Here is a 25,537-nt window from a genome sequence, read left to right as displayed (position 1 = left end):
GGGTCACGAGTCGGAGCCTTCCAGGGCCATCCGGACCAGACCGGCGACGTCCAGTTCGCGGATCTCGGCCTCCGGCGCGGCCGGGACGGCCACCGGCGTGTCCGCGACCGGTCCGGCCGCGCGGGCCAGCTGGAGCAGCTGGTCGAGCAGCCCGGCCTGGCGCAGCTGGTCCAGCGGGATCGCGGCCAGCACCCGGCGGACGGACTCCTCGTCGTCGCCGGCCGCCGCGCCCGCGTCGGGGAAGAGCTCCTCGTAGAGGTGGTCGGCCAGGCCGGCCGGGGTCGGGTAGTCGAAGACGACCGTGGTGGGCAGCTCGTGCCCGGTCGCCGCGGTGAGCAGGTTGCGCAGTTCCACGGCGGTCAGCGAGTCGAAGCCGAGGTCGAGGAAGCCCCGGTCGGTCTCGATCGCGTCGCCGGAGGAGTGGCCGAGCACCTTCGCCGCGTCCACCCGCACCATCTCCAGCAGCGCCGCCCGCCGCTCCTCGCCGGGCAGCGCGCGCAGCCCGGCGAGCAGGTCCCGGGTGGCCGGCGCGGCCGGGGCGGGGCCGTCGGCGACGGTCTCCGTCAGGGCCCGCACGGCTGGCAGGTCGGCCAGCAGCGGGCTGGGCCGCAGCGCCGTGAACAGCGGCTGGAAGGTGGCCCAGTCGACGTCGACGACGGTGACGGTGACGTCCCCGGCGGCGAGGGCGTGCCGCAGACCGGCCATCCCCACGCCCGGCGGCATCACCCGCAGGCCCCGGCGGCGCAGCTGCTCCGGCGCGTCGTCGGCGAACATGCCCGACTCGGTCCACGGCCCCCACGCCACCGAGGTGGCCGGCAGGCCCCGGCCGCGCCGCCGCTCGGCCAGCGCGTCCAGGTACGCGTTGCCGGCGGCGTACGCGCCCTGCCCGCCACTGCCCCACACCGCCGCGATCGACGAGAAGAGCACGAACGCGTCCAGCTCGACGCCGTCGAGCAACTCGTCGAGCAGCTCGGCACCGACCAGCTTCGGGGCGATGACGTACGCGAGGTCCTCCAGGGTGGTGTCGGCCAGCGGCACCACCTCGCTGACCCCGGCGGCGTGCACCACCGCGCGCAGCGGCGGGCCCTCCCGACGCAGCTCGGCGACGAGGTCGGTCATGGCGGCCCGGTCGGCGGCGTCACACCGGGCCACCCGGGCGGAGACGCCGAGGGCGTCCAGCTCGGCGAGCAGCTCGGCCGTGCCGGGGGTGTCGGCGCCGCGCCGGCTGGTCAGCACCACCCGCTCCGCGCCGGCGCCGGCCGCCCAGCGGGCCACGTGCCCGCCGAGCGCCCCGGTCCCGCCGGTGATCAGCATGGTGCCCCGGGGTTGCCACGGCGCGGGCTCCCCGGCGGTGACGGCCGGGACGAGCCGGCGGACCAGCACCCCGGAGTCGCGGACGGCGAGCTGGTCCTCCCCGACGCCGCCGGTGAGGATGCTGCCGAGGCGCATCGCCGACCAGCTCTCCAGGGTGGTGGGCAGGTCGATCAGCCCGGCCCAGCGGGCGGGCTGTTCCAGCGCGGCCACCCGGCCCAGCCCCCACAGCATCGCCTGGCGGGGGTTGACCGGCGCGTCGCCGTCGCCGACGCCGACCGCGCCCTGGGTGACGCACCACAGCCGGGCCGCCGCGTCGGTGTCGGTGAGCTCCTGGAGGAGCTGCACGGTCGCGGCGAGGCCGCGGGGCAGCACCGGGTGCTCGGCGTGCGGGGCGTCGTCCAGGCCGAGGAAGGACAGGATCGACAGCGTCCCGTCGGCTGCGGCGAGTGCCTCGCCGAGCACGTCGGCGAGCTGGCCGCCCAGCTCGTCGGGGTCGGCGGCGGTGTCGACGGGCACGGTGGTCACGTCGTCGCCGAGGGTCCAGGTGCAGGCGTCCAGGTCCGGGTCGTCGGCCCGGTCGGCGGGCAGCAGCACCAGCCAGGGGCCGGTGTCCTGCTCCGTCGGCGTGCCGGCCAGCGGCTCCCAGACCGCCCGGTACCGGGCGCCGTCCACGAGGGAGCGTTCCCGGCCGCGCCGCCGCCACGCGGACAGGGCCGGCAGCACCGCCCCGAACGGCTGGTCGCGGTCCACGTCCAGCTCGCGGGTCAGCGACTCGAAGTCCTCGGCCTCGATCGCCGCCCAGAACCGGCGCTCGACCTCGGTGCTGTCGTCCTCGGCGGGAGCGAGGGCGGCCCAGTCCGGCGGCTCCGGCCAGTAGCGCTGCCGGTCGAAGACGTACGTGGGCAGGTCCATCTCCTGGGCGCCGGTGCCCTCGTACAGGGCGGACCAGTCCGGGGAGACGCCGTGGGTGTGCAGCGCGGCGACGGCCCGCAGCAGGGCGGCCGGCTCCGGCCGGTCCCGGCGGAGGGTCGGCACGACCAGCGGGGCCCGGCCGCCGGCCGGGGCGCCCTCGGCGAGGACGGCCTGGGTGAGGGCGGTGAGCACCCCGTCCGGGCCGATCTCGACGTACCCGGTGCAGCCCTGGGCCCGCAGGGCCGTGACGGCGTCGGCGAAGCGCACGGCGTCGCGGGCGTGCCGCACCCAGTACGCCGGGCTGGCCAGCTCCGCCGCGTCGACCACCGCGCCGGTGACCGTGGAGACCATCGGCACGGTCGGGGTCCGCTGCTCCAGCCGGGCGGCGACGGCGGCGAGGTCGTCGAGCACCGGGTCCATCAGCGGGCTGTGGAAGGCATGGCTGACGGTCAGCCGCCGGACGCGTACGCCCCGGGCCGACCACTCGACGGCCAGCTCCTCGACGGCGTCGCCGGCCCCGGAGAGCACCACGGCGGCGGGGCCGTTGACGGCGGCGACGGAGACTCGGTCGGCGCGGTCGCCGAGTGAGGCCAGCACATCGGCCTCGGCGGCGGCGACCGCGAGCATCGCCCCGCCGTCCGGCAGCGCCTGCATGAGCCGGCCCCGGGCGGCGACCAGCTCGGCGGCCTCGGAGAGGCTGAGCATCCCCGCGGCGTGGGCGGCGGCGAACTCGCCGATGGAGTGCCCGGCGACCGCGTCGGGGCGGACGCCCCACGCCCCCAGCAGCCGGAACAGCGCCACCTCGACGGCGAACAGGGCCGGCTGGGTGTACTCGGTGCGGTCCAGCAGCTCCGCGTCGGCGGTGCCGGGCTCGGCGAACAGCACCGGCCGCAGCGGCCCCGGCAGGTGCGGGTCGAGGGCGGCGCAGACCTCGTCGAGGGCGGCGGCGAAGGCCGGGAACGCGGCGGCCAGCTCGCGGCCCATCCCGGCCCGCTGCGCGCCCTGCCCGGAGAACAGGTACGCCACCTTCGGCCGGGGCGCGACCGCGCCGGTGACCACCAGCGGCGACTCCTCGCCGGAGCCGAGGGCACGCAGCCCGGTGCGCAGCGCGATCCGGTCGGTGGCGAGGACGACGGCCCGGTGCTCCAGGGCGGCCCGGGACACCACGGACGACCAGCCGACGTCGACCATCGGCGGCGCCTCCGGCCCGGTGACCAGTTCGGCCCACGGGCCGGCCTGGGCGGCCAGCGCGGACGCGGTGCGCGCCGACAGCAGCACCGGCACCACCGGCAGCCGGTCCGGGTCCCCGGCCGGCTCGGCCGGTACGGGCAGCTCGGGGGCCTGCTCCAGGATGGTGTGCGCGTTGGTGCCGCTGATCCCGAAGGAGGAGACGGCAGCCCGCCGGGGGCGGCCGGTGACCGGCCAGGTCCGGCCTTCGTCGAGCAGCTCGACCGCGCCGACGCTCCAGTCCACCTCGTCGGTCGGCTCGTCGACGTGCAGGGTCTGCGGCAGGTATCCGTACCGCAGGGCCAGGACCATCTTGATGATGCCGGCGACCCCGGCGGCGGCCTGGGTGTGCCCGATGTTGGACTTGATCGAGCCGAGCCAGAGCGGCTGGTCGGCCGGCCGATCCCGCCCGTACGTGGCGAGCAGGGCCTGCGCCTCGATCGGGTCGCCGAGCTTGGTGCCGGTGCCGTGCGCCTCGACGGCGTCCACCTCGGCCGGGGTGAGGCCGGCGTTGGCGAGGGCCTGCCGGATCACCCGCTGCTGCGAGGGCCCGTTCGGGGCGGTGAGGCCGTTGGACGCGCCGTCCTGGTTGACGGCGCTGCCCCGGATCACCGCGAGCACGGGGTGGCCGTTGCGCTGGGCGTCGGAGAGCCGCTCGACCAGCAGCACGCCGAGGCCCTCGCCCCAGCTCGTGCCGTCGGCGGCGGAGGCGAACGCCTTGACCCTGCTGTCCGGGGCCAGGCCCCGCTGCCGGCTGAAGCCGACGAACACCCCGGGGGTGGACATCACGGTGACGCCGCTGACGAGGGCGAGGGAGCACTCCGCCTGGCGCAGCGCCTGGCAGGCCCAGTGCAGCGCGACCAGCGACGAGGAGCAGGCGGTGTCCACCGAGACGGCGGGCCCCTCCAGCCCGAGGGTGTACGACACCCGGCCGGAGAGCACGCTGCCGGCGTTGCCGGTCATCAGGTGTCCCTCGGCGCCCTCGGCGCTGTACATCAGGTTCCGGTAGTCCTGGTAGTTGGTGCCGACGAAGACGCCGGTGGGGCTGCCGCGCAGCGCCTGCGGGTCGATCCCGGCCCGCTCGATCACCTCCCAGGACGCCTCCAGCAGCAGCCGCTGCTGCGGGTCCATGGCCAGGGCCTCGCGGGGGCTGATGCCGAAGAAGCCGGCGTCGAAGTCGGCGACCCCGGCGACGAAGCCGCCCTCCTGGGCGTAGCTGGTGCCCTCGTTCTCCGGGTCGGAGTCGAACAGCCGGTCGAGGTCCCAGCCCCGGTCGGTGGGGAACTCGCCGATCGCGTCGCCGCCGGCGGCGAGGAGCTGCCACAGCCGCTCCGGGTCGTCCGCCCCGCCGGGGAGGCGGCAGCTCATCGCCACGATGGCGATCGGGTCGTCGTCCACGGCCGGGGCGGCCGGGGCGGGGGCGGTCACGGCCTGGACGACCCCGGTGAGCAGCTCGTCCAGGTGCGCGGCGAGCACCGTCGGGTTCGGGTAGTCGAAGGCGAGCGTCGCGGGCAGCCGCAGGTCGGTGGCGGTGGCCAGGAAGTTGCGCATGTCCACCGCGGTCAGCGAGTCCAGGCCCAGGTCCCGGAAGGGCCGGGTAGCCGGGATGTCGTCGGCCGCGCCGTAGCCCAGCGCGGTCGCCGCGCACTGGCGGACCAGTTCCAGCAGCGCCTCGGCGCGTTCCGCCGGGGTGAGCACGGCAAGCCGGCGGGCCAGCGCCCCGGACGGGGCTGCCGGCTCCTCCTCGGTGGCCTGCGGCGTGGTCTCCCGGGCCGCCTCGCGCACCTCGGCGAGGTCCCCGATCAGCGGGCTGGGCCGGACCAGGGTGAACGCGGGGGCGAACCGACCCCAGTCGATGTCGGCGATCAGCGTGGTGGTCTCGCCCCGGCGCAGCGCCCGGGCCAGGGCCTCGACGGCCAGGTCGGGGTCCATGCCGACCATGCCGCCACGGCGCAGCCGCTGCTGGGCGCGCTCGTTGTCGGCGGGCAGGCCGGCGCCGCTCCACGCCCCCCAGGCCACCGAGAGGGCGGGTAGGCCCTCGCCCCGGCGCCGCTCGGCGAGGGCGTCGAGGAAGGCGTTCGCGGCCCCGTACGCGCCCTGCCCGGCGTTGCCGGTGGTGCCGGCGACCGAGGAGAACAGCACGAAGGCGTCCAGGTCCAGGTCGCGGGTCAGCTCGTCCAGGTGGACGGCGGCGGCGCACTTGGGGGCGGCGACGGTGTGCAGGCGCTGCGGGGTGGTGGTGTCCACGATGCCGTCGTCGAGGACGGCGGCGGTGTGCAGCACGGCGCTCACCGGGGCGTCCCCGGGGGCGGTGGCCAGCAGGTCGGCGAGCTGCGCCCGGTCGGTCACGTCGCAGGCCGCGACGGTGACCCGTACGCCGAGGTCGGTCAGCTCCGCCTCCAGCTCGGCGGCGCCCGGGGCGTCCCGGCCGCGCCGGCTGGCCAGCAGGACGTGCGCGGCGCCGGAGCGGGCCGCCCAGCGGGCCAGGTGCCCGCCCAGCCCGCCGGTGCCACCGGTGATCAGCACGGTGTCGCGCATCCGCCAGCCGTCGTCCGCCGGGTCGCCGGACGCGGTCGGCTCGGGCTCGGTGATCCGGGTGAGCCGGCGGGCGAAGACCCCGGAGTCGCGGACGGCGAGCTGGTCCTCGCCGCCGTTGTCGCCGAGCGCCGCGCAGAGCCGCACCCCGGTCCAGGGGTCGAGGACGTCCGGCAGGTCGACCAGGCCGGCCCAGCGGCCGGGGTGTTCGAGGGCGACCGCGCGGCCGAGGCCCCAGACGGCGGCGGCGGCCGGGCTCGGCGCCGGTTCCCCGGCGTCGACGGCGACGGCCCGCCGGGTGGCGCACCACAGCGGCGCCTCGACGTCGAGCGATCCGAGCGCCCGCACGAGCAGGACCGTCCCGGTGACGCCCAGCGTGGTGGCGGGGTGTTCGGGGTGCGCCCGCTCGTCGAGCCCGAGCAGCGACAGCACCGAGGCGGGGCCCTCGTCGGGCAGCGCGTCGCGCAGCAGGCCGGCCAGCGCCGCCGCGTCGGCGGTGGTGTCCACCTCGACGGGTACGGCGTCCACGCCGACGCTGCCGAGCGCGGAGAGCACGTCCTGGACCAGCGGGTCCTCGCCCAGCTCGGCGGGAACCGGGACCAGCCAGGTGCCGGCGAGCCGGTCCAGCGGCAGGTCGGGCAGGGCGTCCCAGGTGACCCGGTAGCGCCATCGGTCGATGTCCGGCTCGTCGTCGGCGCGGGCGAGGAAGAGCGACGGCGCGGGCCAGTACCGGTGGTGGTCGAAGGCGTACGTGGGCAGGTCGACGGTGGCCGTGGCGGCGAGCACGTTCGTCAGGTCGACGGGCAGGCCGACCGTGTACGCGGTGGCCAGGTTCGTCAACAGCCGGGTCGCGTCGTCGTCGCCCCGCCGCAGGCTGCCCAGGGTGTGCCCGGTCGCCCCGGCGTCATCCAGGATCGCCGTCACCGGCATCGTCAACACGGGGTGCGGGCTGATCTCCACGAAGGTGCGGTGACCGGCCTCGATCGCGACCCGGACGGCGGCGTCGAACTGCACCGTCCGGCGCAGGTTGTCGTACCAGTAGTCCGCGCCCATGGAGGTCGGGTCCACCCAGTCCCCGGTCAACGTCGACACGAGACGAACGTCGCCCGCCTGCGGGGTCACGCCGGCCAGGTCCGCTCGCAACTGCTCGGCGACCTCCTGCACCGACACCGAGTGCGACGCGTAGTCCACCGGAATCAACCGGGCCCGCAGCCCCTCGGCCTGACACGCCTCCACCAGGTCCGCCACCGGCTGCGGCGGGCCGGAGACGACCACCGTGGCCGGGCCGTTCACGGCCGCGACGCCCACTCCGGGGAACTGCGCGAGGCGGGCGGTGACCGCGTCGGCGGACAGATCCACCGACGCCATCGCCCCGGTACCCCGCAACACCGCGAGAGCACGCGAACGCAGCGCAACCGTCTTCGCCGCGTCGTCCAGGGACAGGATGCCGGCCACACACGCCGCGCCGATCTCACCCTGCGAGTGACCGATGACCGCCTGCGGCACCACCCCCGCCTGCCGCCACACCGCCGCCAGGGCGATCCCGACAGCCCACAACACCGGCTGCACCACCTCGACCCGGTCCAACCACGACTCGTCGTCGCCGGTCAACACCGCAACAAGATCCACGTCGAGATACGGCGCGAGGGCCCGCTGACACTCCGCCAGCCGCGCGTCGAACACCGGGGTCCGACCCACCAGACCCGCCGCCATCCGCGCCGACTGCGCACCCTGACCCGGGAACACGAACACCGGACCCGCGCCCGGACCCGCCGCCACGCCGGAGACCACGTTCCCGGCCGGCATACCCGCGCCCAGGGCGTCCAGGCCGGCCAGCAACTCGTCGACGGTCGAACCGAGCACGGCGGCCCGCTGCTCGAACGTCGACCGGGTGGCCGTCAGGGACCAGCCCACCGCCGCCGGGTCGAGGCCCTCGCGTTCCCGCACGTACGACGCCAGGCGGGCGGCCTGGCCGGCGACGGCGGCCCTGGACCGGGCCGACACCGGCCACACCGTCACGCCCGAGGCGACCAGCCCTGGGTCCGTGGCGGGGACGGCGACCGGCTCGGCCGGCTCGTCGTCGGCCTGCTCGATGATCACGTGCGCGTTGGTTCCGGAGATGCCGAAGGAGGAGATGGCGGCCCGCCGGGCCCGGCCCGTCTCGGGCCACGGCCGCGCCTCGGTGGTCAGCTCCACCGCGCCGGCCGTCCAGTCGATGTGCGAGGACGGCTCGTCGACGTGCAGGGTGGCGGGCACGATCCCGTGCCGCATGGCCAGCACCATCTTGATGATTCCGGCGACGCCGGCGGCGGCCTGGGTGTGGCCGATGTTCGACTTGATGGACCCGAGCAGCAGCGGACCGGTGTCGCCCCGGTCCTGCCCGTAGGTGGCCAGGAGCGCCTGCGCCTCGATCGGGTCGCCCAGCGTGGTGCCCGTGCCGTGTGCCTCGACCACGTCCACGTCGGCCGTGGACAGCCGGGCCGAGGCGAGGGCCTGGCTGATCACCCGCTGCTGCGCCGGCCCGTTCGGCGCGGTCAGCCCGTTGGACGCGCCGTCCTGGTTGACGGCGGAGCCCCGGACCACCGCGAGGACGTGGTGACCGTTGCGGCGGGCGTCCGACAGCCGCTCGACCATCAGCCAGCCGACGCCCTCGGAGAACCCGGCGCCGTCGGCGGCGGCGGCGAAGGACCGGCACCGCCCGTCCGGGGAGAGTGCACGCTGCCGGCTGGAGCCGATGAAGAGGCCGGGGGTGGCCATCACGGTCACCCCGCCGGCCAGGGCCAGGTCGCACTCCCCCGCCCGCAGCGCCTGCACCGCGAGGTGCAGCGCCACCAGCGACGACGAGCAGGCCGTGTCGATGGAGACCGCCGGACCCTCCAGCCCGAGGGTGTACGACACCCGGCCGGACGCGACGGCCGCCGCGCCCCCGGTCATCGAGTGCCCCTCGTCGCCGTCGGGCGACATCATCAGCAGGGTGCCGTAGTCCTGCCCGTTGGTGCCGACGAACACCCCGGTCCGGCTGCCGCGCAGGGTGGCCGGGTCGATCCCGGCGGCCTCGACCGCCTCCCAGGACGTCTCCAGCAGCAGCCGCTGCTGCGGGTCCATGGTGAGCGCCTCGCGGGGCGAGATGCCGAAGAAGGCGGAGTCGAAGTCCCCGGCCCCGTCGATGAACCCGCCCTCCCGGGCGTACGAGGTGCCCGGGTTGTCGGGGTCGGGGTGGTAGAGCCGTTCCAGGTCCCAGCCCCGGTCGGTGGGGAAGGGGGCGACGGCGTCCCGGCCGTCCCGCAGCAGCTCCCACAGCTCGTCGGGGTTGCGCACCCCGCCGGGCAGCCGGCAGCTCATCGCCACGATCGCCACCGGCTCCAGTTCCTGGGACTGGACCTCGCTGAGTCGGCGGCGGGTGTCGTGGAGATCAGCCATGACCCGCTTGAGGTAGTCGCGGAGCTTGTCTTCATTGGCCATCGGAGTGCCGCTTCCTCGGGAGGGACGGGAGAGAGCCGGAGCGGGTCAGGAAATGCCGAGGTCCTTGTCCACCATCGCGAACAGTTCGTCGTCGGTGGCGTCGTCGAGGTGTCGGCCGATGTTGCCCCCACCGCTGTCCTGGCCGAGCCGGGACAGCATCGCCTGGAGCCGTACGGTGGCCCGCATTCGCGCCGCCTCGTCGCGCGCCACCACGTCGAGGCTGTCGGCGATCCGGTCGAGGTCGTCGAGGAGGGCGGTCGGGGTGACCACGTCGTCGTGGGCGACCTCGGCGAAGAGGTACTCCGCCAGCGTCGTCGGGGTCGGGTAGTCGAAGACCAGGGTGACCGGCAGGGCCACCCCGGTGGCCGAGCCGAGGCGGTTGCGCAGCTCGACGGCGGTGACGGAGTCGAAGCCCAGCTCCCGGAACGCCCGGTGCTCGTCCACCGACTCGGCGGACGCGTAGTTGAGCACGGCGGCGACCTGGCTGCGCACCAGGCCGAGCAGCACGGCGAGCCGCTCGGCGGCGGGCAGCCCGGCGAGCCGGTCCTGCAACGTCTCCGGGCCGTCGCCGGCCTCCACGCCGGCCACCGTCTCGGCCGTGGCGAGCCGGCGGACGTCCGGCAGGTCGCCGATCAGCGGGCCCGGCCGGGTGGCGGTGAACGCGACGGCGAACCGCTCCCAGGCGATGTCGGCGATGGTGAGGAACGCCTCGCCGTGGTCCACGGCCTGGTGCAGCGCGGCGATGGCCGCGTCGGGGGTCATCTCGGGTACGCCGTGCCGGTGCAGCAGCTCGCCGAGCGGCCCGTCGGCCATGCCGCCGCCGGCCCAGGCGCCCCAGGCGATGGAGGTGGCGGGCAGGCCGAGGCCGCGCCGGTGCTGGGCGAGCGCGTCGAGGAACGCGTTGCTCGGGGCGTAGTTGCCGACGCCGGAGCTGGCCACGCTGCCCGCGAACGACGAGAACATGATGAACGCGGACAGGTCCAGGTCGAGGGTCAGCTCGTGCAGGTTGTACGCGACGTCGGCCTTGGCCTGGAGCACCCGCTCGATCTGCTCCGGCCGAATGTCGTTGATCATCGCGTCGTCCAGCACGGCGGAGGCGTGCACGACCGTGGTGAGCGGGTAATCGGCGGGGATCGCGTCGATCAGGTCGGCCAGCGCGTCCCGGTCGGAGGCGTCGCACTCGACCACGGCGGCCTGGGCACCCAGCTCGGTGAGGTCGTCGACGAGCTGCTGCGCGCCCGGCGCGGCCAGGCCCCGCCGGCTGACGACGAGGATGTTCCCCACGCCGCTGCGGGCCAGCCAGCGGGCGGCGTGCCCGCCGAGCGCGCCGGTGCCGCCGGTGACCAGCGCCGTGCCGAACGGCTGCCACGGGTTCGAGGGCTGGCTGTCGCCGAGCGGGACCCGGGTGAGCCGGCGGGCGAGGACACCGCCGGGGCGTACCGCGATCTGGTCCTCCTCCCCGGCGGTGGTGAGGGCCGCGACCAGCAGGCCGGCGGAGCGCTCGTCGACGGCCTCGGGCAGGTCCACGAGGCCGCCCCAGCGCTCCGGGTGCTCCAGCGCGGCGACCCGGCCGAAGCCCCAGACCAGCGACTGCACCGGGGAGCGCAGCAGGTCGGCTCGGCCGACGGATGCGGCGCCGGAGGTGACGCTCCACATCGGGGCGCGCAGGCCGATGTCGCCGAGGGCCTGGAACAGCGCGACGGTGGCGGCGTAGCCGCCCGGCACGGACGGGTACAGCGGGTGGACCAGTTCGTCGAAGGCGAGCAGCGAGACCACGCCGGCCACCTCGACGGCCTCGCCGTCGCCGCCCGACGCGACGGCGAGCGCCTCCCGCAGCAGCTTGCCGAGCAGGTCGCGGTCGACGTCGGGGGTGGAGACGGGCACCGGGACGAGGGTCGCGCCGGCCGCGGCGAGCGCCTCGACGCAGGCGTCCTGCCAGGGCTCGACGATGTCGCCGGTCGGCATGACGACGACCCAGGTGCCGGTCATGCCCCGGTTGGCGACGCCGGGCAACGGCTTCCAGGTGTCCTGGTAGCGCCAGCTGTCGATGTCGGACTGCCGGCGCCGCTGCCGGCGCCACGAGGTGAGCAGCGGCAGGGCCGGGAGCAGCGCGTCGATGGCCTGGTCCGCCGGGGTGTCCTCGGTGGCGATGGTCTCGGCGAGGGCGGTGAGGTCGCCGCGTTCCACGGCGGCCCAGAAGCTGGCGTCGCTCGGGTCGGCCGCCTGCTGGAGCAGGCTCTCCAGGTCGGGGCCGCCGCTGCCGTCCAGCCAGAACCGCTGGTGGTCGAAGGCGTACGTGGGCAGCGGCACCACGTCGGTCTGCGCAAGCACCTTCGTCAGGTCGACGGGCAGGCCGATGGCGTGCGCGGTGGCCAGGTTCGTCAACAACCGGGTCGCGTCGTCGTCGCCCCGCCGCAGGCTGCCCAGGGTGTGCCCGGTCGCCCCGGCGTCATCCAGGATCGCCGTCACCGGCATCGTCAACACGGGGTGCGGGCTGATCTCCACGAAGGTGCGGTGACCGGCCTCGATCGCGACCCGGACGGCGGCGTCGAACTGCACCGTCCGGCGCAGGTTGTCGTACCAGTAGTCCGCGGTCATGCTCGCCGGGTCCACCCAGTCCCCGGTCAACGTGGAGACAAGGCGGGTGTGACCGGCCTGCGGGGTGACGTCGGCCAGGTCGGCGCGGAGCTGCTCGGCGACCTCCTGCACCGACACCGAGTGCGACGCGTAGTCCACCGGAATCAACCGGGCCCGCAGCCCCTCGGCCTGACACGCCTCCACCAGGTCCGCCACCGGCTGCGGCGGACCGGACACCACCACCGTGCCGGGACCGTTCACCGCCGCCACCCCAACACCGGGGAACTGCGCGAGACGGGCGGCGACCGCGTCGGCGGACAGATCCACCGACGCCATCGCCCCGGTGCCCCGCAACGCGGCCAGGGCACGGGAGCGCAGCGCAACCGTCTTCGCCGCGTCGTCCAGGGACAGGATGCCGGCCACGCACGCCGCGCCGATCTCACCCTGCGAGTGGCCGACGACGGCGTCCGGGACGACGCCGGCCGCGCGCCAGACGGCGGCGAGGGCGATGCCGACGGCCCACAGCACCGGCTGGACGACCTCGACCCGGTCCAGCCACGACTCGTCGTCGCCGGTGAGCACCGCGACGAGGTCCACGTCCAGGTACGGGGCGAGGGCCCGCTGGCACTCGGCGAGCCTCGCGTCGAACGCGGGGGCCCGGCCGACGAGGCCGGCGGCCATCCGCGCCGACTGGGCGCCCTGGCCGGGGAAGACGAAGACGGGACCGGCGCCGGAGCCGGTGACCGTGCCGGTGACGAGGTTGCCGGCCGGCTGGCCGGAGGCCAGGGCGTCCAGCCCGGCCAGCAGTTCCTCGGCGCCCGCGCCGACCACGGCGGCACGGTGGTCGAATGTGGACCGGGCGGTGGCCAGGGACCAGCCGACCGCCGCCGGGGCGAGGTCGCCGTGGTCGCGCACGTGCCGCGCGAGCCGGGCGGCCTGGCCGGCGAGGGCGGCCTTCGACCGGGCCGACACCGGCCAGATCGTCACGTCGGAGGCGATCAGGCCGGGCCGGCGCGCAGGCTCGACGGCGGTGGCCTCGCCGGCCTCCGCCCCGTCGACGGTGTCCGGGCCGGCGACGCGGGGCCGGTACTCCTCCAGGATCACGTGGGCGTTCGTGCCGCTCACCCCGAACGAGGAGACGCCGCCACGGCGGGGACGGTCCAGCTCCGGCCACGGCTTCGACTCGGTGAGCAGCGACACCGCCCCGGCGGTCCAGTCCACGTGCTGGGACGGCTCGTCGACGTGCAGGGTCTCCGGCATGACGCCGTTGCGCAGCGCCATCACCATCTTGACCAGCCCGGCGACGCCGGCGGCGCTCTGCGTGTGGCCGATGTTCGACTTCACCGAGCCGAGCCACAGCGGCCGGTCGGCGGGGCGGTCCTGCCCGTACGTGGCGATGAGCGCCTGCGCCTCGATCGGGTCGCCGAGGGTGGTGCCGGTGCCGTGCGCCTCCACCATGTCGACGTCGGCGGTGCCGAGGCGGGCGTTGGCCAGGGCCTGCCGGATGACCCGCTGCTGGGAGGGGCCGTTCGGGGCGGTGAGCCCGTTGGACGCGCCGTCCTGGTTGAGGGCGCTGCCCCGGATCACGGCGAGGACCGGGTGGCCGTTGCGCTCGGCGTCGGCGAGCCGCTCCACGACGAGCACGCCGCCGCCCTCGCCCCAGCCCGTGCCGTCGGCACCGTCCGCGAACGCCTTGCACCGGCCGTCGACGGACATGCCGCGCTGCCGGGAGAAGACGACGAAGACGCCGGGGGTGGCCATCACGGTGACGCCGCCGGCGATGGCGAGATCGCACTCGCCTCGGCGCAGCGCGTTCACGGCGAGGTGCAGGGCGACGAGGGACGACGAGCAGGCGGTGTCCACCGTGACGGCCGGGCCGTTGAGGCCGAGGGTGAACGAGATCCGGCCGGACGCGACGCTGGTGGTGTTGCCGGTGCCGAGGTACATGTCGACGCCCTCGGGCACGTTCGGCAGCCCGATGCCGTAGTTGGAGGTGCTCAGCCCGACGAAGACGCCGGTGGAGCTGCCGCGCAGCGACAGCGGGTCGATGCCGGCCCGCTCGACGGCCTCCCAGGACGTCTCCAGCAGCAGCCGCTGCTGCGGGTCCATGGCCAGGGCCTCGCGCGGCGAGATGCCGAACAGGGTCGGGTCGAAGTCACCGGCGCCGTCGAGGAAGCCGCCGACCCTGGTGTAGCTCTTGCCCGGCTTGTTCGGGTCGGGGTCGTAGAGCGCGCCCAGGTCCCAACCCCGGTCGCCCGGGAACTCGGTGAGGGCATCCCGGCCGTCGGCGACGAGGTCCCACAGGTCCTCCGGCGTCCGGACGCCACCGGGGAAGCGGCAGCTCATCGAGACGATGGCCAGGGGCTCCTGGTCGCGCGCCTCGACGGTCTGCAGCTTGCGCTTGGTGTCGTGCAGGTCGGCGGTGACCCGCTTGAGGAAGTACCGCAGCTTGTCGTCGCTCATCGGGTCACACCTGCCTCGATCCGGAAGTCGGTCATCTCAGGAGATTCCAAACTCTTTGCTGATGAAGTCGAAGATCTCGTCGTCGCTGGCCGAGTCGAGATCGGGCCGGTCCTCGGCGGCGGGCCCGGCGGCCAGGTCGGACGCCTTAGCGAGCAGGTCCTGCATCCGGGCGGTGAACCGGTCCCGGGCCACCGGGTCGAGCGGGATGGAGTTGAGCAGGCTCTCCACGGTGTCGATGCCCTGGAAGAGGGGCTGGGTGGAAGGCGCCTCGTCGGCGGCGATCTCGCTGGTCAGCTTCTCGGCGAGGGCGGTCGGCGTCGGGTAGTCGAAGACCAGCGTCGCCGGCAGCCGCAGCCCGGACAGGGCGTTGAGCCGGTTGCGCAGGTCCACGGCGGTGAGCGAGTCGAAGCCCAGGTCGGTGAAGAGCCGGCCGGGGTCGACCGAGTCGGCGCCGGCATGGCCGAGGACGGCGGCGATGTTCGCCCGGACCACGTCGAGCACCACCTTCAGCCGCTCCGGCCCGGCCAGTCCGGCGAGCCGCTGGCCGAGCGACACCCCGCCGGCGCGGGCGCCGGTGGCGTCGACGGAGCGGCGCAGCGGCACCCGGACCAGGGCGCGGAGCATCGGCGCGAGGGCGCCGGACTCCGCCTGGCCCCGCAGCGTCCCGACGTCCAGCCGCATCGGTACGACCGCCGCCGCGTCCAGCCGCCAGGCGGCGTCGAACAGGTCCAGCGCCTGCGCGGTGGCCAGGCCTGCGGCGCCCTGCTCGGTGATGCGCCGCACGTCGGCGGCGGCGAGGTGGCCGGTCATGCCGCTGGCCTGCGCCCACAGGCCCCAGGCGAGGGAGATCCCGGCGAGGCCCCGGGCCCGGCGGTGCGCGGCGAGGGCGTCGAGGAAGGCGTTGGCCGCCGCGTAGTTGGACTGGCCGGCGCTGCCCAGCGTGGCCGCCGCCGAGGAGAACAGCACGAACGCCGCGAGGCCCAGCCCTTCGGTGAGCCGGTGCAGGTGCCAGGCCGCGTCGATCTTCGGCACGGCCACCGCGTCGACGCGGTCGGGGGTCATCGACTCCAACACCCCGTCGTCGAGGACGCCGGCGGCGTGCACCACGGCGGTGAGCGGGTGCGCGGCGGGGACCCCGGCGAGCAGCGCCGCCAGGGCGTCCGGGTCGGCGGCGTCGCAGGCGGCGACGGTCACCTCCGTACCGTGGTCGGCGAGTTCGGCGACCAGGTCGGCGATCCCTTCGGCCGCCGCGCCGCGCCGGCCGGCGAGCAGCAGGTGCCGCACGCCGTGGGTGGTGGCGAGGTGGCGGGCCAGGATCCGGCCGAGCACGCCGGTGCCGCCGGTGATCAGCACGGTGCCGTCGGGGTCGATGCCGCCGGGCAGCGGCTCCGTCCCGGCCGGGACCCGGCCGAGGCGCGGGGTGCGGACCTGTCCGGCCCGCACCGCGAGCTGCGGCTCGGCCGAGGCGATCGCGGCGGCCAGCACGCCGGCGCTGTCCGGGTCGTCGTCGAGGTCGACGAGCTGCAAGCGGCCCGGGTGTTCGAGCTGGGCGGTGCGCAGCAGGCCCCACACCGGGGCCTGGCGCAGGTTGACCGCCGGCTGCTCCCCCGCCGCGACCGCGTCGCGGGTGACCAGGACCAGCCGGGACCCGGCGAACCGGTCGTCGGCGAGCCAGGTCCGCAACACCGCGAGGGTACGGTGCGTCGTGGCCCGCGCCCGCGCGGCGAGGGCCGGGCCCGCGTCGTCGTCGGCGGGGCCGCCGACCGGGACGATCACCGCCTCCGGCGCGGGCTCGCCCCCGGCGAGCAGGTCACCGAGCGAGTCCAGGTCGACGTCGGCGCGCACCCGCGTCCCCGCCGACTCGCAGGCGGCGCTGAGGGCGAGGTCGTCGCCGCCGAGCACCACCCAGCGGGTGGCCGCCGGGACCGGGCCGGTGGGCACCGGCAGCACCGGCCAGTCCACCTGGAACAGCGACTCGTGCCGGCCGGAGCGGGCCGCGCCGAGCGAGTCGCCGGAGACCCGGCGCATGATCAGCGAGTCGACGTGCAGCACCGGCGCGCCGGTGGCGTCGGCCACCTGGAAGGCCACCCCGACCTCGCCGGCCGCGGCGACGCGCACCCGCAGTGCGGTGGCCCCGGCGGCGAGCAGGGAGACCCCGGTCCAGGCGAACGGCAGCCGGGGGGCGGTGGCGTCGGCACCGTCGCCCATCCGGCCGAGGAAGCCCCCGATGGACATGGCCTGCAACGCGCCGTCGAGCAGCGCCGGGTGCACGCCGAACCGGCCCGCCTCGGCGTGGTGGTCGGCGGGTAGTTCCACCTCGGCGAAGACCTCGTCGCCGCGGGTCCACGCGGCGCGCAGGCCGCGGAACGCCGGACCGTACCCGAAGACGGTCGCCTCGATGCCGGCGTAGAAGTCGTCGGACTCGACGCGGGTCGCGCCGGGCGGCGGCCACACCCCAAGGTCGAAGGCGGGCGCGTCGGCCGACTGCGGGGCGAGCAGGCCGGTGGCGTGGCAGGTCCAGGCCACGTCGGCGAGGATCTCGTCGGAGCCGTCCCGGTAGGGCCGGGAGTAGAGCTGCACGCCCCGGCGGCCGTCGTCGTCCCGGTCGCCGACCGAGAGCTGCACCTGGAGGGAGCCCAGCTCAGGCAGGACCAGCGGGGCGAGCAGGGTCAGCTCCTCCACCTTCGGGCAGCCGGACTGCTCGCCTGCGTACGTCGCCAGCTCCACGAACGCGGTGCCGGGCAGCAGGATGTTGTCCATCACCCGGTGCTCGCCGAGCCACGGGTGGGTACGCACCGACAGCCGCCCCGTGAACACCATCCGCTCGCTGTCGGGGAAGGTGAGGGTGGCGCTGAGCAGCGGGTGCCCGGCGTCCTGGAGGCCGGCGGAGGCGACATCCTGCGCCCGGTGCACGGGCGGGTCCACCCAGAACCGCTGGTGCTCGAAGGCGTACGTGGGCAGCGGCACCACGTCGGTCTCCGCAAGCACCTTCGTCAGGTCGACGGGCAGGCCGATCGCGTGCGCGGTGGCCAGGTTCGTCAACAACCGGGTCGCGTCATCGTCGCCCCGCCGCAGGCTGCCCAGGGTATGCCCGGTCGCCCCGGCGTCATCCAGGATCGCCGTCACCGGCATCGTCAACACCGGATGCGGGCTGATCTCCACGAACGTGGAGTGCCCCGCCGCGACCGCGACCCGGATCGCGGCATCGAACTGCACCGTCCGGCGCAGGTTGTCGTACCAGTACTGCGCGCCCATGGAGGTCGGGTCCACCCAGTCCCCGGTCAACGTCGACACGAGACGAACGTCGCCCGCCTGCGGGGTCACGCCGGCCAGGTCCGCTCGCAACTGCTCGGCGACCTCCTGCACCGACACCGAGTGCGACGCGTAGTCCACCGGAATCAGCCTTGCCCGGAGCCCTTCGGCCTGGCACGCCTCCACCAGGTCCGCCACGGGCTGCGGCGGACCGGACACCACCACCGTGCCGGGACCGTTCACGGCCGCCACCCCAACGCCGGGGAACTGCGCGAGACGGGCGGCGACCGCATCGGCGGACAGATCCACCGACGCCATCGCCCCGGTGCCCCGCAGCGCGGCCAGGGCACGGGAGCGCAGCGCAACCGTCTTCGCCGCGTCGTCCAGGGACAGGATGCCGGCCACGCAGGCCGCGCCGATCTCGCCCTGCGAGTGACCAATGACCGCCTGCGGGACCACACCCGCCTGCCGCCACACCGCCGCCAGGGCGATCCCGACAGCCCACAACACCGGCTGCACCACCTCGACCCGGTCCAACCACGACTCATCGTCGCCCGTCAACACCGCAACAAGATCCACATCCAGGTACGGGGCCAACGCCCGCTGACACTCCGCCAGTCGCCCGTCGAACACCGGCGTCCGACCCACCAGACCCGCCGCCATCCGCGCCGACTGCGCACCCTGACCCGGGAACACGAACACCGGACCCGCACCGTGACCGGACACCGAACCGGTGACCGCGTTGCCGGCCGGCGTGCCCGCCGCGAGGGCGTCTAGGCCGGCCAGCAACTCCCCGACCGTCGACCCGACCACGGCGGCCCGCTGGTCGAAGACCGCGCGCGTGGCCGTCAGGGACCAGCCCACCGCCGCCGGGTCGAGGCCCTCGCGTTCCCGCACGTACGACGCCAGGCGGGCGGCCTGGCCGGCCAGGGCCGCCCTGGACCGGGCCGACACCGGCCACACCGTCATGTCCGAGGCGACCAGCCCCGGGTCCGTGGCGGGGACGGCGACCTGCTCGGCCGGCTCGTCGTCGGCCTGCTCGATGATCACGTGCGCGTTGGTGCCGGAGATGCCGAACGACGACACCGCCGCCCGACGCGGCCGGTCCACGGCCGGCCACGGGGTGGCCTCGGTGACCAGCGAAACGGCGCCCGCCGCCCAGTCGATGTGCGGGGACGGCTCGTCGACGTGCAGGGTGGCGGGCACGATCCCGTGCCGGATGGCCTGCACGACCTTGATCACCCCGGCGACCCCGGCGGCGGCCTGCGCGTGCCCGATGTTGGACTTGATCGAGCCGAGCAGCAGCGGCCGGTCGGCGGGCCGGTCCTGCCCGTACGTGGCCAGCAGCGCCTGCGCCTCGATCGGGTCGCCGAGGGTCGTGCCGGTGCCGTGCGCCTCCACCACGTCCACGTCGGCGGTGGTGAGCCCGGCGGTGGCGAGGGCCTGCCGGATCACCCGCTGCTGCGACGGCCCGTTGGGGGCGGTGAGCCCGTTCGACGCGCCGTCGGAGTTGATGGCGGAGGAGCGGACCACGGCGAGGACCTGGCGGCCCTGCCGGCGGGCATCGGAGAGCCGCTGCACGAGGAGCATGCCGACGCCTTCGGACCAGCCGGTCCCGTCCGCCGACGCGGCGAACGACTTGCACCGGCCGTCGGTGGCGAGGCCACGCTGCCGGGAGAACTCGACGAACGCCGTCGGGGTGGCCATCACCATCACGCCACCGGCGAGGGCCATGTCGCACTCGCCGCGGCGCAGCGCCTGGCCGGCCCAGTGCAGGGCGACCAGGGACGACGAGCAGGCGGTGTCGAGGGAGACCGCCGGCCCCTCCAGGCCGAACGTGTACGCCACCCGGCCGGAGATGACGCTGCTGGTCATCCCAGTCAACATGTAGCCCTCGGCGGCCTCCGGCGAGTACGCCAGCAGCGAACCGTAGTCCTGGCCGCTGGTGCCGACGAACACGCCGGTGCTGCTGCCCCGCACGGTGGCCGGGTCGATCCCGGCGGACTCGAAGGACTCCCAGGTGGTCTCCAACAGCAGCCGCTGCTGCGGGTCCATGGCCAGCGCCTCGCGGGGGCTGATGCCGAAGAAGCCGGGGTCGAACCGGTCGACGCCGCCCAGGAAGCCGCCGCCCCGGGCGTAGAAGGTGCCGCTGGCGTCCGGGTCGGGGCTGTAGAGGGTGTCGAGGTCCCAGCCCCGGTCGGTGGGCAGGTCGCTGATCGCGTCGACGCCGTCGGCGACGAGCCGCCACAGGTCGTCGGGCGACCACACCCCGCCGGGCAGCCGGCAGGCCATGCCGACGATGGCGATGGGCTCGTCGTCGCCGACGGCCACGGTGGCGGTCGTGGGCCGGACCGGCACGGGGGTGCCGGCGATCTCCGTGCCGAGGTGGACGGCCAGGTCGTGCGGGCTCGGGTAGTCGAAGACGAGGGTGGCCGGCAGCCGCATGCCGAACGCGTTGTTGAGCCGGTTGCGCATCTCCACGGCGGTGAGCGAGTCGAAGCCGAACTCGCTGAACGCCCGGCGCGGCTCGATCGCGGCCGGGTCGGGGTAGCCGAGCACTGCGGCGGCCTGGCCCCGGACGATCTCCACGAGCGCGGCCACCCGGTCGGCGTCGCCGAGCACGGCGAGCTGCTGGACCAGGGACGCGCCGGTGCTCACGGCGGCGGCTGCGCGGGCGGGGGTGCGGATCAGCGCCCGGTACAGCGGCGGCACGCTGCCGCCCGCGAACTGCGCCTTGATCGCGGCGAGGTCGAGGCGGGCCGGGACGAGCGCGGCATCGGGGGTGCGGCAGGCGGCGTCGAAGAGGGCGAGGCCCTCCTCGGCCTCCATGGCGGCGACGCCGGAGCGGGAGATCCGGTTGAGGTGGACGTCGTCCAGCTCGGTGGTCATGCCGCTGCGGTCGGCCCAGAGGCCCCAGGCGAGGGTGAGGGCGGCGAGGCCGCGCGCCTTGCGGTGGTGGGCCAGCCCGTCGAGGAAGGCGTTGGCGGCGGCGTAGTTGCCCTGGCCGGGGCCGCCGGCCGTGGCCGCGAGGGACGAGTACGAGACGAACGCCTTCAGGTCGTGGCCGGCGGTCAGCTCGTGCAGGTTCCAGGCGGCGTCGACCTTGGGCCGCAGCACGCCGTCCATCCGCTCGGGGGTGAGCGAGGAGATGACGCCGTCGTCGCGTACCCCGGCGGCGTGGATGACGGCGGTGAGCGGGTGCTCCGCCGGGATGCCGGCGAGCAGCTCCGCGACCGCGTCCCGGTCGGCGACGTCGCAGGCGGCGACGGTGACGGTCGCGCCGAGCGCCGCCAGGTCGGCGCAGAGCTCGGCGACGCCTTCGGCGGCCCGGCCGCGCCGGCTGGTGAGGATCAGGTGCCGGACGCCGTGCACGGTCACCAGGTGCCGGCTCATGAGCTGGCCGAGGGTGCCGGTGGCGCCGGTGATCAGCACAGTCCCGTCGCCGTCGAACGGGGCGGCGGGCGGCTCCGCGAGGGCCGGCACGCGGGTGAGCCGGGACCCGGCGGCGACGCCGGAGCGGATCACGACCTGCGGCTCGTCGGTGCCCACGGCCGGGACCAGGACGGCGGCGGAGCCGGCCACGTCGTCGACGTCGACCAGTACGAACCGGTCGGGGTTCTCCGACTGGGCGGAGCGGAGCAGGCCGATGACGGCGGCGCCGGCCAGGTCGGTCACGTCGGCGTCGGCGTCGGCGGTGGTGGCGACGGCGCCCCGGGTGAGCACGACGAGCCGGGAGTCGGCGTACCGGTCGTCGGCGAGGAACCCCTGGAGCACGGCGAGGGCCCGGTGGGTGACCTCGGCGACGGCCCGGGGCACGTCGGCCGCGGGCGGGTCGAGGAACGGCACGAGCAGCACGCCGGGCACGTCCGCGCCCTCGTCGAGCGCGGCGGCCAGGGCGGTCAGGTCGGGGTACGCCGCGACGGCCGTACCGGTGGCGGCGACGGCGTCGGCGAGGCCCGCGGCGTCGCCGACGACCGCCCAGCCGGCGGTGGACGGGCCGGCGGGGAGGGCGAGCGGGGCCCACTCGATCCGGAACAGCGACTCGGTGCCGCCGCCCCCGGCGACCCGGAGCTGGTCGGCGGAGACGGGCCGCAGCACGAGGGAGCCGACGGAGATGATCGGGGCGCCGGTGACGTCGGCGAGCAGCAGGGAGACGCTGTCGGTGCCGGTGTGCGAGACACGGACCCGGGCCGCCGCCGCGCCGGCCGCGTGCAGGGCGACGTCGTTCCAGGAGAACGGCAGCCGGCCGTACCCGGGGGGCATGTCCGCGCCGGACGGCTCACCGGCGGGCGTGGTGAGGCCGAGGGTGTGCAGGGCCGCGTCGAGCAGCGCCGGGTGCAGGCCGTACCCGCCGGCCTCGGCGGCCGGGGTCTCGGGCAGGGCCAGCTCGGCGAACAGGTCGTCGCCGCGCCGCCAGGCGGAGCGCAGCGCGATGAAGGACGGGCCGTAGTCGTAGCCCTGGGCGGCGAGGTTCAGGTACAGGTCGTCGGTGCCGACCTCGGTGGCACCGGGGGGCGGCCAGGCGGTCAGGTCGGACCAGCCCTGCGGGCCGCCCGGGGTCGCCGGCCCGCCGGCCAGGACGCCGCTGGCGTTGCGGGTCCAGGGTCGCTCGCCGGTGCCCTCGGCGGGTTCGCCGTCTGCGGCGGAGTGCAGGGAGACGGTCCGGCAGCCGGTCTCGTCGGCCGGGCCGATCCAGAGCTGGATGTCGACGCCGCCGGTCTCCGGCAGGATCAGCGGCGACTCCAGGGTCAGCTCGCGGACGTGGTCGGCGCCGACGTGCGCGCCGGCCTGGAGGGCCAGCTCGACGAAGCCGGTGCCGGGCAGCAGCACGGTGTCGAAGACGACGTGGTCGGAGATCCACGGATGGGTGCGGCGGGCCAGCCGCCCGGTGAACAGGAAGCCCTCGGCGTGCGCGACGCCGACGGCGGCGCCGAGCAGGGGGTGCTGGGCGGGACGCAGGCCGACGGCGGTGATGTCACCGGTCCACCCGGCCCCGGCCTCGGGCCAGTACCGCTGGTGCTGGAACGCGTACGTCGGCAGGTCGACCCGCCGCGCGCCGGTGTCGGCGAACCACGGCTGCCAGGTGACGGGGACGCCGTGGACGTGCAGTTCGGCCAGGACGGCGAGCAGGGCGTGGGTCTCGGGCCGGTCCTTGCGCTGGGCGGCGACGGCCAGCACGCCCTCGTCGCCGGGCAGGACGTCGGCGGCCATCGCGGTGAGCACGCTCTGCGGGCCGATCTCCAGGAACGTGCCCGCGCCGGCCGCCCGCAGGGCGGTGACCCCGTCGGCGAACCGGACGGCCTCCCGGACGTGCCGCACCCAGTACTCCGGGGTACACAGCTCATCGCCGTCAGCCAGCGCACCGGTCAGGTTCGACACCACCGGCAGCGTCGGCGCGGCGAAGCTCAGGGTGCCCAGGACGGCCCGGAACTCGGCGAGCATCGGCTCCATCAGCGGGCTGTGGAACGCGTGGCTGACGGTCAACCGGCGGGTCCGGGCGCCCCGGTCCCGCCACGCCTTCTCCAGTTCGTCGAGGGCGTCGACCGCGCCGGACACGACGACGGACGACGGGCCGTTCACGGCGGCGATGCCGACCCGGTCGGTCAGCCCGTCCAGGCTGGCCGCCACGTCCGCCTCCGGCGCGGCGACGGCCAGCATTCCGCCGCCGGCCGGCAGCGCCTGCATCAGCCGACCCCGCGCCGCCACCAGGGCGCACGCGTCCGCCAGGGACAGCACCCCGGCCACGTGGGCGGCGGTGATCTCGCCGATCGAGTGGCCGCCGACCAGGTCCGGCGCGACCCCGAACGACTCGACCAGCCGGAACAGCGCCACCTCGACGGCGAACAGGCCCGCCTGGGTGAACACGGTCTGGTCCAGCAGGGCCGCCTCGGCGGTGCCCTCCTCGGCGAACAGCACCGGCTTCAGCGGCTGCGGCAACAGCGGGTCCAGCCCGGCGCACACCTCGTCCAGCACGGTGGCGAACCCTGGGAAGTACCCGTACAACTCCCGTCCCATGCCGGCGCGTTGCGCGCCCTGGCCGGAGAACAGCACCGCGAGCGACCCCCGGTCCGCCGCCTGGCCCGCGACCACCGTGCCCGACGGATCCCCGGCTGCCAGCGCCCGCAGCCCGGCGATCAGGTCGTCGCGGCCGGTCGCCGGCACCACGGCGCGGCTGTCCAGGGCGGATCGCGAGGTGACCGACGAGAAGGCCACGTCGAGCGGGCTCAGGTCGGGGTCGGCGTCCAGCCACGCGGCCCATCGGCCGGCCTGCGCGGCGAGCGCGGCGGCATCCCGGGCCGACACCGGCACCGGCACGACCGGCCGTTCGACGATCGGCGCGGCGTCGGCCGGCGCGGCCTCGACGGCGGGGGCCTGCTCGACGATGATGTGCGCGTTGGTGCCGGACACCCCGAACGACGACACCGCGGAGCGGCGCGGGCGGTCCACCGCCGGCCACGGCGTGACCTCGGTGACCAGCTCAACGGCGCCGGCGTCCCAGTCCACCTGGGGGGTCGGGGCGTCCACGTGCAGGGTGGGCGGGACGACGCCGTGCCGCATCGCCAACACCATCTTGATCACCCCGGCGACGCCGGCGGCTGCCTGGGTGTGCCCGAGGTTCGACTTCACCGAGCCGAGCAGCAGCGGGCCCGAGTCGCCCCGGTCCTGCCCGTACGTGGCCAGCAGCGCCTGCGCCTCGATCGGGTCGCCGAGCCGGGTGCCGGTGCCGTGCGCCTCGACCACGTCCACGCCGCCGGCGGCGAGTCCGGCGTTGGCCAGGGCCTGCTGGATCACCCGCTGCTGGGACGGCCCGTTCGGGGCGCTCAGGCCGTTGGACGCGCCGTCCTGGTTGACGGCGCTGCCCCGCACCACGGCGAGGATCGGGTGACCGTTGCGCTGGGCGTCCGACAGCCGCTCCAGCAGCAGCACGCCGACGCCCTCGGACCAGGAGGTGCCGTCGGCGCCGGCGGCGAACGCCTTGCACCGGCCGTCCTCGGCGAGGCCGCCCTGCCGGGAGAACTCGACGAAGGCGGCCGGCGTGCACATGGCGGTGACCCCGGCGACGATGGCCAGGGTGCACTCCCGCTGGCGCAGCGCCTGACCGGCGAGGTGCAGGGCGACCAGGGACGACGAGCAGGCGGTGTCGATGGTGACCGCCGGGCCCTCCAGGCCGAAGGTGTAGGAGATCCGGCCGGAGACGACGCTGCCGGCGTTGCCGGTCATCAGGTGGCCCTCAAGGCCCTGCGCGGCGCCCATCAGCACGCCGCCGTAGTCCTGGCCGGTGCTGCCGGCGAAGACCCCGGTGCGGCTGCCGCGCAGCGAGTGCGGGTCGATGCCGGCCCGCTCCAGGACCTCCCAGGAGGCCTCCAGCAGCCACCGCTGCTGCGGGTCCATCGCCAGGGCCTCCCGGGGGGAGATGGCGAAGAAGCCCGGGTCGAAGTCGGCCAGTTCGGGCACGAAGCCGCCCTGCCGGGTGTGCGAGGTGCCGGCCCGCCCGGAATCGGTGTCGTGCAGCGAGCCGAGGTCCCAGCCCCGGTCGGCCGGGAAGTCGCTGATCACGTCCCGGCCGGACGCGACGACGTCCCACAGGTCCTCCGGCGTCCGCACGCCGCCGGGGAAGCGGCAGCTCATGGAGACGATGGCGACCGGTTCCTGCTCGCCGGCCTCCACCTCGCGCAGGCGTTGCCGCACCTGGTGCAGGTCGGCGGTGACCCGCTTGAGGTAGTCGAGAAGCTTCGCCTCGTCAGCCATGGACCGCCCACTCCTTGTGTTGACCCGTCGACACAGCAGCGATCAC

3 protein-coding genes are annotated in these 25,537 nt (G+C 75.6%); all 3 read right to left on the bottom strand.

Annotated elements, in window-relative coordinates:
* Positions 1 to 3 precede the first annotated feature (3 nt).
* Genes OG617_RS23950 through OG617_RS23940 form a run of 3 tightly spaced genes read right to left on the bottom strand, consistent with a single transcriptional unit; the run spans position 4 to position 25,527 of the window.
* Positions 4 to 9,450, bottom strand: coding sequence for a type I polyketide synthase (locus OG617_RS23950; RefSeq protein WP_405095222.1), 9,447 nt, complete (start codon positions 9,448 to 9,450; stop codon positions 4 to 6).
* A gap of 45 nt (positions 9,451 to 9,495) precedes the next feature.
* Positions 9,496 to 14,490: a type I polyketide synthase gene (locus OG617_RS23945; RefSeq protein WP_405095221.1), complete on the bottom strand. Its 4,995-nt coding sequence runs from the start codon at positions 14,488 to 14,490 to the stop codon at positions 9,496 to 9,498.
* Between the two features lie 36 nt (positions 14,491 to 14,526).
* Entirely contained in the window at positions 14,527 to 25,527 is an 11,001-nt protein-coding gene (locus OG617_RS23940) for an SDR family NAD(P)-dependent oxidoreductase (protein ID WP_405103926.1), read from the bottom strand.
* Between the last annotated feature and the right edge of the window lie 10 nt (positions 25,528 to 25,537).

This window comes from Micromonospora sp. NBC_01412 (assembly GCF_045040215.1).
Classification (GTDB): Bacteria; Actinomycetota; Actinomycetes; order Mycobacteriales; family Micromonosporaceae; genus Micromonospora; species Micromonospora rubida.
Note: the sequence above shows the minus strand (reverse complement) of the source record. Positions and strands in the feature narration are given on the sequence as shown.